Source organism: Bartonella harrusi (genome assembly GCF_024297065.1).
GTDB classification, from domain to species: Bacteria; Pseudomonadota; Alphaproteobacteria; order Rhizobiales; family Rhizobiaceae; genus Bartonella; species Bartonella harrusi.
The window spans coordinates 1,126,708-1,141,248 of record NZ_CP101114.1 but is presented as its reverse complement, the minus strand read 5'-3'; the positions used below and the strand labels follow the sequence as shown (position 1 = coordinate 1,141,248).

General features: G+C 35.1%; 6 protein-coding genes. 1 reads left to right on the top strand and 5 read right to left on the bottom strand.

Features of this window, described 5'->3' with window-relative positions:
- Window positions 1-179: 179 nt before the first annotated feature.
- A complete protein-coding gene (locus NMK50_RS05395) occupies window positions 180-2,636 on the bottom strand; it encodes a penicillin-binding protein 1A (RefSeq protein WP_254769613.1) in 2,457 nt (818 codons plus the stop codon).
- A 149-nt stretch (window positions 2,637-2,785) separates the two neighbouring features.
- Entirely contained in the window at window positions 2,786-4,006 is a 1,221-nt protein-coding gene (locus tag NMK50_RS05390) for an N-acetylmuramoyl-L-alanine amidase family protein (protein ID WP_254769612.1), read from the bottom strand.
- A gap of 585 nt (window positions 4,007-4,591) precedes the next feature.
- Here NMK50_RS05390 and NMK50_RS05385 point away from each other — a divergent pair.
- A complete protein-coding gene (locus NMK50_RS05385; RefSeq protein ID WP_254769611.1) occupies window positions 4,592-7,210 on the top strand; it encodes an Rne/Rng family ribonuclease in 2,619 nt (872 codons plus the stop codon).
- A gap of 83 nt (window positions 7,211-7,293) precedes the next feature.
- Here NMK50_RS05385 and NMK50_RS05380 read toward each other — a convergent pair whose 3' ends face one another.
- From NMK50_RS05380 to mfd, 3 genes are all read right to left on the bottom strand, one after another.
- Entirely contained in the window at window positions 7,294-7,905 is a 612-nt protein-coding gene (locus tag NMK50_RS05380) for an invasion associated locus B family protein (protein WP_254769610.1), read from the bottom strand.
- Window positions 7,906-9,919: 2,014 nt separating this feature from the next.
- Window positions 9,920-10,786, bottom strand: coding sequence for a hypothetical protein (locus NMK50_RS05375; RefSeq protein ID WP_254769609.1), 867 nt, complete (start codon window positions 10,784-10,786; stop codon window positions 9,920-9,922).
- Between the two features lie 250 nt (window positions 10,787-11,036).
- Complete coding sequence (mfd, locus tag NMK50_RS05370) at window positions 11,037-14,540, bottom strand: transcription-repair coupling factor (protein ID WP_254769608.1); 3,504 nt, start codon at window positions 14,538-14,540, stop codon at window positions 11,037-11,039.
- Between the last annotated feature and the right edge of the window lies 1 nt (window position 14,541).

Sequence of the window (14,541 nt, the reverse complement as noted above, 5' to 3'; positions counted from 1 at the left end):
GTTTTTACTTTTTAAGACTTTTTTTGAGTTATATTTTTTAGTATTTTATACAAATTCAATGATTTTAGTAAAGCAATGGTATCGCTTCATCAACCCATTTATTATAGCTCTATTACAAAAATAAATAAAAACTATTCCACTTCCTCAATCGTATGAAAACGGAAAGATTTTTTTGCCCATTAATATAAACCACCTGTACCACTTTCAAGAGCTTTGTTGACTTGTGGAGAAGTGGTTTTTGCAGGAATTCCTTCTTGAAAAGAGCTTGTACTACCAATGACCTGATAAATATCAGCAGGTCCTGTTCCTGGTTTAAATGCTTCTATAATAACATCACGGTCTCCTGCCTCAGCAAGCATCCCTGTTTTACGATTAATCGGCATTAAAATCATTCCCTCTGGCATTTTAAATGGCACATCGGGTTTCCCTTTCAGAGCTGTTTCCATAAATTCACCAAAAACAGGCGCTGCCAATGAACTTCCCGTACCATTATGCCCTAACGGTGCTGGTTGATCGTAACCGATGAAAATACCAACAACAAGATCAGGGGTAAAACCCATGAACCATACATCTTTAGAATCATTTGTTGTTCCTGTTTTTGCAGCGATATGTCGATTAAGATATTGCAAGCGTGCCGCTGTACCACGTTGAACAACCCCTTCCATCATTGATGTAATTTGATAAGCTGTCATAGGATCAAGCACTTGATCCCGCTCATCAGTTAATATCGGTTCGCTTTGATTATCCCAAAACTCAGCATTACAATTTTCACAAATACGATCATCATGGCGATAAATCGTTTTTCCATAACGGTCTTGGATTCTATCTATCAAAGAGGGATGAATAGAGCGTCCCCCATTGGCAATAACTGAATACGCTGTAACCATTCGTAATACTGTTGTTTCAGCAGCTCCTAAAGCCATAGGAAGATAAGGTTGCAACTTATCTACAATACCAAAACGTTCTGCATATTCAGCGACAAGGGGCATTCCCATATCGTAGGCAAGCCGTACCGTCATAAGATTACGGGAGTATTCGATACCATAACGCAGCGTAGAAGGTCCCGCGAATGTACCACCATAATTTTTAGGTTGCCAAATCTCACCATTATATTGGCGAATTTCAATGGGACCATCTAAAACAACCGATGCTGGTGTATATCCATTATCGAGTGCCGCTGCATAGACAATAGGTTTGAAAGCAGAACCGGGCTGACGATAGGCTTGTGTTGCACGATTAAATTCGGAAGTTGCAAAAGAAAATCCTCCCACCATAGCAAGAACACGTCCTGTATGAGGCTCCATGGCAACAATCGCACCTTCAATCTTTGGAATTTGTTGTAAACGGTAAATATTTTCTGTATTCGATGCTTTTTCGACAAAAACAACATCTCCAACCTCTAGGAGATGAGATAAATCCCGAACAGTTTTCCAAGTGCCATTTTCTTTTAATGCCCATTTCGAATCAGTTTCAGATAAAACAGCTATTTCTCGCTTCGTTGATAATAAACCTGAAGCTTCACGTTGTGGCTGCAAACCAATTTTTACTTTATTGGCATTAGTAGAAAGGACTACAGCTAAACGCCATTCAGGAACGTCACTCAATCCTGTAATATTTGCAAGTTCTGTACCCCAATCATTGCTCTTATCAATATGTTTATAAGCTCCACGCCATCCTTGCGAATGGTCAAATTTAATTAATCCATCGTGCAAAGCACGCCGAGCAATAAGCTGCAGCTGCGGATCAAGTGTTGTACGAATTGAAAATCCACCTTCGTAAAGTGTTTTGGCGCCATAGCGATGCATTAAACGACGACGGACCTCTTCTGTAAAATAATCAGCAGCAAATACGTAGTTATCGCTACCGCGCATTGTCGCCCCTAAAGGCTTTTCCTTCGCTTTTTCACCTTGTTCATGCGTTACATATCCATTTGCAACCATCCGGTCGATAACCCAATTGCGTCGATTAATAGCACGTTGTGTGTTCTTGAAAGGATCATAATTTGCTGGACCTTTTGGAAGAGATGCCAAATAAGCACATTGCTCTAAAGTAAGATCGTTAACGGATTTATTAAAATAAGTTAAAGCTGCTGCTGCAACACCATAAGTACTACGACCAAGATAAATTTCGTTGAGATAAAGCTCGAGAATATGATCTTTTGAATAAGTCTTCTCAATGCGCATAGCTAATATAGCTTCCTTAAATTTACGCTCTAATGTTGCATCTGAACTTAGAAGGAAGTTTTTAGCGACTTGTTGTGTAATCGTTGATGCTCCCTCTGGACGTTTTCCAGAACCAATATTACGGATATTATTGATTAAGGCTCTAGAAAGTCCTCCAGGATCTAAACCAAAATGATGATAAAAGTTTTTATCTTCAGCTGAAATAAAAGCATTTTTTAAGAGCTCTGGTATTGACTCAATGGGTAAATAAAGGCGACGTTTTGTCGCAAATTCTGCCATAAGTCTACCATCAGAAGCATGAACACGTGTCATCACAGCTGGTTCATAAAGCGAAAGAACTTCATAATCAGGCAATGCACTTGTTGGCTCCTTTGCTATTACCTTTTGTCCTATTGCTCCAACGACTCCAATAGTAATAACAAAGCGAAGAAGATATCTAAAAAAAATTATCATAAAAACGGCTATCCACTTTCTTCAGAATTGATCAAAAATACATTATCTCACAACCCAAAGTGGGCGCCATCACTATAGCTGAGATAAAGAAAAATAATCTTCTATCTTTTACCTATAAACCCACATTAGTATTCTATTTCTTTATGAATTTAAAGAGGCTGCATAATTTTCTGCCTATATTCGGCGAATTGACGAATAGAATGCGTAATAGAAGCAGCCATTTGTTTTCTCCATTGAGGATCGTTTAATAATTTCTCATCCTCTTTATTTGATAAATAACCTATTTCTATCAAGACAGAGGGTATATCAGGAGCCTTTAAAACTTGAAAATCAGCATATCGATGAGGGTTATTTATCAAATTAATATTACTCTTTGATAAATTTAAAACAACCCGATCAGCAAAATTAACTGAAAATGCGAGAGTTTCACGTCGCGTAAGGTCCATTAAAATATCCGTAATCTCGAGCGATTCTTCTGCAGGCAATCCATCAAGCAAATCAACTTTATTTTCACTTTCAGCTAAGGATTTTGCAATTGCATCAGATGCCTTATCTGATATGGTATAGACTGTAGCACCGCGAAGAGAACGCATATTAATAGTATCCGCATGAATAGATATAAAAAGATCTGCATCAAATTCCTGTGCTTTCTTAACTCTTTCACTCAATCTTAAAAAGACGTCAGAATCGCGTGTTAACGTAACGGTGATATGGGAATCTTTTTTTAATTCATCTCGCAATGCGCGCGCAAAAGCGAGCGTTATATTTTTTTCTAAAATTCCAGTAATACCTTGTGCACCACCATCAATTCCACCATGACCAGGATCAAGAACAACACGAAAATTACGTGCGAAACTTAGCTGTTTTTTTGTATTGTGATCATTTTTTTGTTGTTTTTTCAATATATTATCAAACTTCTCTTGTGTACTTTTACGAATATCGATAAGCAGTTGCCATAAACCACTATTCAATTTTTGTACCACAGTTTTTTCAACAACAAAAAGCGTTTTGCTTGTTAAAATAATGCGTGAAGTTTGTATATCAGAGAAACCATAACGCACATCTGATAACATACCTGATACTGTATTCTGTTTTTCAAAAGATGTCTTTTGTGCTGAAAAATCAATGATAGGTAAATTGATAATCAAACGTGCAGGGTTGTCCAAAGTTTGTAAATGAACATTTGGTTCAGCATCAAAAAGTGCAACAATACGTGTGCGCGTACTATCACCAATGGTTCGCAAATTGATAAGTTTTAGAGCATAAGCAGCTTGAATACTTGTTTGGAATATTAAAAAAAATAATAAAAAGCTTGAAACATAGCAAATAATATTCCAACTTCGTTTTTTGATAGAAAACCCTCTTATCATAGGATAAAACACTCTACATTATTTATAACTCATTTTGATTTTATAAAAGCAATCATCAGATTTACTCTCTATTTTTCAATAAATAATAAATCTGAGGATTTTAAAACCCACAATGCTAAATTAAGGCAATAAAGACATTATAATGTTACCTATTTATATTGTTACTTGCCAAAATTATGATATCAACATAAAAGGATATTTACGCTTTCTAGCCAATAGCCCACCTAAATATCTGCCGTCCATATTAAGTTGTCTTTAAAGAAATTGTCGTTATTATACATTGAGGCTTGTTATGGATGAAAATTCTTTGTGTTACAAAAGCTAGAATTGCGTTATTAAGATTCGCTGGTTCGGATATCCGGACTATTTTAAAGACAATTTTGCTGGAGACTTATAGTATGAGTCATATAAAACAGATGGAGATGATGGTTAGAAATGACATAAATACAATCATGTGTTTACACCGAGTATCCCATTCTGTTTTTCTAGTATCTCCCTTTTATGGCAGACAGCTTCTTATGTTTGCGAATAGTTATGCTGTTCGTTTGAATAAAGTTATGCATGTCGCCTTTAGGATTTTAACTTATGTCAAACAAAATGCTTATAGATGCCTCCCATCCGGAGGAAACACGTGTTGTTGTTATTCAGGGCAACGAAATTGAAGAACTTGATTTTGAAACAGAACATAAAATGCAGCTTAAAGGGAATATTTATCTAGCGCGTATTACGCGTGTAGAACCGTCTCTGCAAGCAGCTTTTGTTGAATATGGTGGCAATCGCCATGGTTTTTTAACATTTTCTGAAATTCATCCCGATTATTATCAAATTCCTATTGCTGATCGCCTTGCTCTTCTTGAAGAAGAAGAAAAAGCTGCTGTAGGAGAAAGTTATGCAGATAATCTTCCTGAAGAAACAAATAAAAATAAAAAACGTTCTAGAAAAACAAAAAAAGAAAGGCGTAACAGTGCCATAGCAGCAGATGTTGAAAATGACATAACATCTGAAGCAATAACACTTGATGATACAGAAGAAGCATTTGATACAAATGTTTCCTATGATGATATAGAAATGGTTGGTGCTGAGGATGTACGAGAGGAAATTCCTACCTATCAACGAAAACAAGGACGTCAATATAAAATTCAAGAAGTAATAAAACGACGTCAAATTTTATTAGTACAAGTTATTAAAGAAGAACGTGGTAATAAAGGTGCTGCACTCACAACATATTTATCCTTGGCAGGTCGTTATTCTGTTTTAATGCCCAATACTGCTCGTGGTGGTGGTATTTCACGCAAAATTACAAATATACAAGATCGTAAGCGCCTTAAAGAAATTGTAAAAGAATTAGCCGTCCCTAAAGGTATGGGCGTTATTCTACGGACTGCTGGAGCAAATAGAACAAAAGCTGAAATTAAACGCGATTATGAATATCTTACACGGCTATGGGATACTGTTCGCACTTTGACACTCAAATCTACAGCACCATGCCTTGTGCATGAAGAAAGCAATCTTATCAAGCGCTCTATACGCGATCTTTACAATAAGAATATTAGTGAAATTCTTGTTTCTGGTGATCAAGGATATCGTGAAGCAAAAGACTTCATGCGTATGCTCATGCCAAGTCATGCAAAAGTTGTGCAACCCTATCGTGATCCTATCCCTATTTTTGCACGCAACAATATCGAAATTCAACTTGATAAAATGTTGCACCCGCAAGTTTCTTTAAAATCTGGTGGTTATCTTGTTATTAATCAAACAGAAGCACTCGTTGCGATTGATGTTAACTCTGGCCGCTCCACCAAAGAATTTTCCGTTGAAAAGACAGCATTACAAACCAATCTTGAAGCCGCCGAAGAGATAGCGCGTCAATTACGCTTACGTGACCTTGCAGGCTTGATTGTGATTGATTTCATTGACATGCTTGAAGAGCGTAATGTGAGGATTGTTGAAAAAAAGTTAAAAGATTGCTTAAAAAGCGATCGCGCCCGTATTCAAGTCGGTCATATTTCACACTTCGGCCTTTTGGAAATGAGTCGTCAACGTATTCGCGTATCAGTTTTAGAAAGTACAACACAACCCTGCCCACATTGTGCTGGAACAGGAAATGTTCGTTCTGAATCCTCAATTGCTTTACATGTCATACGCTCAATTGAAGAATATCTCCTCCACAATTCACAACATAATATTACTGTGCGCACACCTGTCACAACGGCGCTTTATGTATTAAACCAAAAACGCAATCTTCTTGTTAATCTAGAGGATCGCTTTAAACTTAATATTAGTATTGAAGCAGATGATAGCATTGGAACACAACATCTCATTATTTCTAAAGGCGCAATAGCAGAAGCAGTTTCTCAGCCACCATTAACTTTTGAAAATAACAATGAAGAAAAAGTTAAGAATGTAGTCTTAAAAGATGATGCGTCTAAAGAAGATAAAGTGCCAGTTGAAAGAAAGAAAAAACAGCGGTGTAAAAATCTTCAAAGTGAGATTAATAGTGATTCTTCTTCCAACATACATAAAAGAGACGATGCACTAAACGATAATTCTCGTCGTCGTACCCGTCGTCGGGGGCGCCGTGGCGGTCGTCGTAATCAAGATAATGTCTCTTATCAGCTTCGTATTCCTTATGCAGAACCAGTAGGCGATTTTGCCAAACAGGCTTTGAAAGAAATTAAAACAGCACATCGTAAACGTCATGCTCCAGCGACTAAATCTGTGCAATTTAAGGAAATAAAAAATAATATACAGCACTCAAATATACAACAAGATGAAGCTGTAAAAATTGATACGGATACGGTTGTTAAACCTAAAAAGCGAAAAACACGTTCTTCAAAAGCCGTGCAAAATCAGCAATCCCTTGAGAACGATCAAAATGTAGAAACACTGGAACCTTTAGAAGAAAAATCTACAGCTAGCTCGATACATAAAGCTAAAACAAAAAAAGCAGATAAAGCTACTCATGATAAGGCTGAAAAAACGCCTACAGATTCTAAAAGATCCACGCGTAGAACATATAAAAAATCAACATCAGTAGAAGACACATCTGTGCAAAAAAATGTAAGTGAAGAATCTGTTGAACAAACTCCCTCGAAAATTGAAGAGAAAGCTGATTACTCAGTTGTTATATCATCAACACCTAATGATGTTCCTAAAACTCGGCGCATCGGTTGGTGGAAACGTAGAACTCTTTCTAAAAATTAAGCATAAAAAAACGCCACAAATGCTTTGTGGCGTTTTAAATAGATAAACATAGAAAAAGATTTTTTTAATACTCTTTACGTTTATTACCTTTGTTTAGCTTTCTCTTGCTCAGCCCGCATACGGTTTTCAATTTCTTTTTGATTTGATTGAATAGCTTGTTGCAACTTTATTTGTTCTTGTTGGAAATCTTTTTCTTCCATACCAGGACCTGTATATGCTGCTGTAAATCCATTAAGAGAAAATTCAATAGGATTAGCCGCACCACGAAAATTAATTGTGGTTACAATCATTTTCGAACCACTTTTCATAGCAGCAATGAGCTTATCATCTAAAACATCATTGGCAATACAGCTTGGTCCATTACAAATAATATAAGGAACTTTTTTAGAAAAATTATCTCCTATTTGAATATGAATACCTTCCGGCAAAAAACGCCCTGTCGGAACTTGAATACCTATACGTTTTTCATTTTGTTTTCCTTTTATTTCGACAAGATTAAAAGCCGTCAAAGGTTGACCCGTGTTTGATACAACAGTGTTCATTGTATTACAAACATCAACATCATGCTGCTTACTGCAAACCTTGTACCAACCTTGAGATAAAGTTTGTGCATTTGAAGAAGTGTGAACTGTAAGAAAAAGAGCTACTGCCCCAGCCAATACTGAAACAACAGAATAGATATTTTTATGCGACATGATTAAGTTAATCCTTTCAATGCGCTTTTAAAATAACCCCAAAATTAGGAATATTAAATATAATTTCAATCAAGTGTATTAAATTAAACCAATGAAATGACACTCACTCTTATGCTTTTTACTTCAATATAAAGTGAAAAGTCAAATTTAGAAAAACGACAAAGAGCTCATCAAACTTTTATACGCTCATATATAGCATCCCCCTTTTTAATGGTATTAAATTTTTATCGAAATTTACCCATACAATACCCTAGTGCAACAGAATAGGACAAAATCGCATAAAAAAATAAATATTGCAATATAGTTAAAGTAAAGTTTCCTATTATACTATACATCTTAATTACTTTAAAAATTTCTTTACATTTATAATTCTGCTTTTAAGCTACAGGCTTTTCTAGCAACAGGGATAGAAATTCATAAAGCCCTAAAATCATTAGATAAATCTAAAATCTTCATTATGCATTTCCTGATGCAAACCGAAAAGGTAAAGTGATTTATGGTATAACTAAAAAATTTGATTGATTAAATCTATTTGTCATCCAAATTTTTAGAATAACTGATAGAGGAGTTTTTTCTAATGAACAGTTTTCTGATTTTGACAAAATAATGATTGGTAGCTTTCTATAATGAAGCTTTTACATTTTATAACTTCTTGGCAAAAAATTGAATTAAACAACGATCACACTAAAATTACTCCTTTTTTAATCCAAAGACACTTGTTTATATGGAGAAAACCTATAACAGTTAAATTTTTTTTATCTACAACAAAACTTCTTAAAGATAAGGAAACTCTTTCAATAACTGTTATATGAAAAAGATAAAATCTATCGAAAAAATTGGAAATCATGGTATTAATATTGATGATTTTTAAAATAAGTTAAATGAAAAATTTTTGGAAATAACCTCTATATCATTCAGTTTATTAATCCAAATAAACGTGTTATCTATAAGAATAATACTGATTATTGAGGATAAGATTTTTTTATTAAGAAAAAATTAAATAATTTTGGTCTCATTCGAATTGAATGTTTTCGTAACGATACAGATATTTTGACTCTTTAAAAAATATAATTAATATTTTTATCAAATAAATCTAGATCATTAGAAAAATTTATTCTCATGATTTTTCAACTGTGTACGAAAGCATATGTTAAAAAAAAATTTAAAGGCCTTCCCGCCAATCTTATGCAGTTTGTTTTTATACGTCTCGCGATATTTTAAAATAAACGAATAAGACATGCGCTCCTTTTTTATTTTGAATGGATAAAATCATCATCTTTTAAAGAATTATCTCTACCAGAATAGAAGGTTATTATGGTACCTGTATCCTTCCAACTTTCGGAAAATCAGTAAACGAAAAAATATTTTGCGTATCCCTATTATGATGCAATTCTTCTCAACGCCATAAATGGAATATCGTATATTTCTAAAACAGATGGATCGGATATGGATAAATTGCAAAAAAATTTTGAAAACTCTTACAAAAATCAAGTTTTATCCAAAAAATAACAAAACCATTGCTCCTTATGCCTTGCTTTTTCATTTTGAAATTATGATTCAATGGCTTGAAGGGGAAAAGATTACACTTCCATTCCAAAGTGTTTTATCACTCTTTACTATTCTTCTGAAATAAGAACAGTTGATGATAGAAAATCTCAAAATTCCTTAGGAATATTTGATTATAATATGATTACAGAGAAATTAAAAAACTCTCTCTAGGAAACAAAAAAACAAATCGTTAGAGTTTAGATTCTTGAAATTTAAAAGAGAAATTTTATTTTTCTGAAGCCGCTAATCCTGCTGTAAATGTAATGATAATAGCGATATTTGATGTCCATTTAGATATTGATTTGATTGCAACAATTCGAGATTTGGATAGGAATTTTATTTTTGGTAACTACTCTTATCACTTACCTGAACAACGAATAGCGCATTGATCATATATTAGAATTCCACATATAGCATATCACCCTATGGGCATCGTCTTTCCAATTGGGGGATGTGAATAAATGTACTACCTTTGCTGGAACCACTTTTTAATATAAGAACCTATGCGGTTAATAATATTCTCTCTTCTATTAGGAAGCATTATATCATGCATTTTCTTGATAGTTTTACACACCACAGGAACACTTCTCACACCTGAAGGATTATGTGTTATCATGTCTCTTACAGTATTCACTACTTTTTTTTCAAAGACATCGAAATCCACTGTCATAAGTTCTTTAATGCCCTTGATAAACTCTTGATCTGTTAATTTAATTGCATCTTTTGCCCAACTAAAATCTTCTTTTTTCCAACCAAAATCTTTACGTAACAAAGGCCCTATCTCTGTATACAACAGACTTTCATCAACTTTACAAATAAAAATAAAATATGGATAAAGCTTTACTATCTCATTTATCTCTTCCTCCTTAAGATATTCCTTTCCATCACCAAATCCCAATTCATAAGAACTTTGAGATTTCAAGTATTCCTTCGCTTTAATTAACTTCTTTTCATACTCCCCTACTTCATAAGCTCTTGCCCTATATGCTCTATATATTAAATCGCGTTTCTCTTTAGCTAAATCATCTATTTTCAAATTAAGCTGACGTCTCTCGTCAATAAGATCTGTTTGTTCCTGTATAAGTTTATCATGTTCTGTATTAGAAACGCGGATTTGTGAAAGAGTCAAATCAGCAAATGTTTTTTCAATAAACTTTATTCTCTTTTCAACAACTTGCAATCTTTCTTTAATACGCTTGTACTTTTCATCAAGAGTTAAACCAGAAAGAGATAACTCTGTTAAAAAAAACTCAGCATGCGCATTTTTAAAACCACATATTAAAGTTAAGAATAAAAAGGCTATAGTTAGTAATTTGTGTGATGAAAAAATCATATTACGCTACTTTTTCTTTTACTCTTGAAAAAATTTATAAAAAAATATTCCATTCTATGTTGGAATCTCTCATTATGGCGGTACTAATTAAGTTACTTCTTTGATTTTATCAATGTGTACTATATATAAAAAGGTTAGAGAGTATTTTTAGTGTGAACTTAAAGTTTAATTTTAAAAAAGTTCAACAACCGAATATTCTGAAATATATGCTCTAATAAAATGAGTTATCGCTTTGAATTATAAAAAAATTCTAAACAGAATATTTCTTTGCCATTTCTACAAGTTGCGTCATAATATCTGTTGCTCCAACAAGTCTTTCATTTACGGTAGACCAATCACGGATAAGAGCGATACTTTGATCTGGTCGAATTTTTGCCATCGCGCCTTGTTTTTCAATCCATTGAACAAGAGCAACACTATTTATAAAATAATTATTACGAAATTGTATGACCACACCCTTTGGTCCAGTATCTAATTTTTCTACATGTGCTTTTCGACACAATGTTTTGATATAAAAGACTTTAAGGAGGTGCTGAACTTCAAGTGGTAAAGGACCAAAACGATCTATTAACTCAGCTGCGAATTCATCAATTTTTTCTAAATCATCCAATTCTGTCAAACGACGATAAAGTCCCATACGGAGTGATAAGTCAGGTACAAAATTTTCTGGTATCATGACAGTTGTACCAAGTGAAATCTGAGGAGACCATTGCTTGTCTTCCTTATACCCGCCATCTTTTAATTCAATGATAGCTTCTTCAAGCATTTTTTGATAGAGCTCAAATCCAACTTCTTTAATATGCCCAGATTGCTCTTCACCTAAAAAATTACCTGAACCGCGAATATCCATGTCATGACTTGCCAATTGAAAGCCTGCTCCCAACGTATCAAGAGATTGTAAAACTTTAAGGCGACGATCAGCAGCAGGTGTTAAAACTTTACCAGAAGGATATGTAAAGAGTGCGTAAGCACGTTGTTTTGAACGCCCTACCCTACCACGCAATTGATAGAGAGCAGCAAGACCAAACATCTCAGCACGGTGCACAATTAATGTATTAGCTGTTGGAATATCAAGACCTGATTCAATAATGGTTGTTGACAGCAGAATATCATATTGTCCATCATAAAATGCATTCATAATATCATCAAGCTGTCCAGCGGGCATTTGCCCATGAGCAACAACGAATTTGAGTTCGGGAACATGCGTTTTGAGATATTCTTCTATAAAACCAAGATCAGAAATACGAGGACAAACATAAAAACTCTGCCCACCACGGTAATATTCTCGAAGCAATGTTTCGCGTATAACAAGTGAATCAAAAGGCGCAATAAAGGTACGGACTGCCATTCTATCAATGGGAGGCGTCGTTATCAATGAAAGTTCACGTATCCCTGCTAATGCTAACCCTAAAGTACGTGGTATGGGGGTTGCTGAAAGTGTGAGAACATGAATATCACTTTTAAGCTCTTTTAAACGCTCTTTATGTTTGACACCAAAATGTTGCTCTTCATCAATGATCAGAAGACCTAACCGTAGAAAATTAACTGCATCACTCAATAAGGCATGCGTTCCAATAACAATATCAATCGTTCCATCTGAAATTCCTTTTTTGACTTGTGCAAGTTCTTTCGTTTTCACAAGCCTTGAAGCGTGGCCAATTTTGATGGGTAATCCTTGAAAACGGGAAATAAAAGTTTTGTAATGTTGTCGTGAAAGCAAAGTTGTTGGCACAACAACAGCAACCTGATAGCCATTCAATGCTGCAACAAAAGCACTTCGAATAGCAACTTCCGTTTTGCCAAAACCAACATCACCACATATCAAGCGATCCATCGGTTTTCCTGAAGCTAGATCATCTAGAACAGCATCAATCGCATCCATTTGATCTTCCGTTTCCTCATAAGGAAAACATGCAACAAATTCATCAAATGGTCCAATTGGTGGAACTAAAGCAGGCGCCGAACGCAGAGCACGCTCTGCTGCTATATGAATCAACTGACCAGCCATTTCCAATAAATGTTTTTTTAGTCGTGTTTTTCGTACTTGCCAACCAACCCCACCTAATTTATCTAACGTGACATCCGTTCCTTCTGATCCATAACGTGAAAGAAGTTCGATATTTTCAATAGGTAAAAAGAGCCGATCCCCTCCAGCGTACTGAATTTCCAGACAATCTCGCAAAACCCCAGTTGTCTTAATGGTTTTAAGACCAATAAATTGTCCAATACCATGATCAATATGCACAACGATATCGCCAGAATTTAAAGCCGCAATCTCAGAAATAAAATTTTTATTGCTTTTACGTCGTTTTGGTGATCTTATTAATCGATCGCCAAGGATATCTTGCTCTGTTATGATAGCAAAATCTTCCACTTCAAAGCCGTGCTCTATCATTATAACAGCTGCTGTTATATGATTACGTGGTGTTTCTCTGACAGTTTGTAATGATTTTACAACATCTATTTTTTGTAACCCATGCTCTTCAAGAACCTGTAACAAACGGTTTAGAGATCCTTCACTCCAGCACGCTAAGAGCACTTTTTTGCCCGCAGCACGCAATGAAGCGATATGATGAACAACACTTGAGAAAACATTCTTTTCTTGCGCATTACGTTCTTTTACAAAATCATATCCCTGTTTAACATTTGCGTGAACAATGGTTTGTCCTGAATTTTGTGGAACATTAAAAGGTGTAAAATCAATGCGCTGTCCAGAGTGTTGTGCACGCTCTAAGATATATTCTGGTGTTAGATAGAGAAGGCTAGGTTCTATCGGATGATAAGAAGTAGAATTTTCTTTATCATTTTCACGCTCCTTGCGCGCATTATAATAATCTTCAATAAGGCGATAACGCTCAACGAACACTTCTTCTATGAGATTTTCAAAAACAAAAGGAAAATTATCACAATAGTCAAAAAAACTGTTAAGATTCTCATAAAAAAACGGCAACCAATGTTCCATACCGGAAAAGCGTCGCCCTTGAGAAAGCGCTTCATAAAGCATATTGTTTTTTTGAAATACACCAAATGTGCGAATATAATTACTTTTAAAGCGATTCACGCATTCAGGTGTAAGAACAACTTCACTCATCGAGTGTAAGAAAAACTCAGTTTTTTGCTTTGTTGTTCTTTGTGTTTCTGAATCAAATACGCGAATAGTTTCTAAGGTATCACCAAAAAAATCAAGCCGCAAAGGCTCAGCATCAACGGGAGAAAAAATATCAAGAATTCCTCCTCTTACAGCAAATTCACCAACATCTCGAACAACCGTAACACGCTCAAAACCATTGCATTCTAGAGATTGAATTAAATGCCTCATATGAATACGCTGTCCAACCCGTGTGTGAATCATCTGAGTTTCAATCACTTCGCGTGGGGGTAATTTTTGTATAATTGCATTTGCTGTTGTTAATATAATTGCGGCGCGTGGATTATGACGCAAATTTTCTATATGGGTCAAAGTTGACAGGCGACGTGCTGTAATAGCAACTCCAGGAGACACACGATCATAGGGTAAACAATCCCATGCTGGGAATTGAAATACAGGCAAATTGGGTTCAATAAAATTTAAAACTTGTTGCAAATGAGCAATCTTCGCTCCATCACGGACAACATAGACAAGTGGTTTATCCTGTGTTGTCATTACCGAACGTAATTTAGCCAGTGCAAAGGCTTCAAATCCATCAGTGACTCCATCAAAGATCATATGGGCTGAAAGATGTTGAGGAATAACAATTTTTTTGAACATAGACATC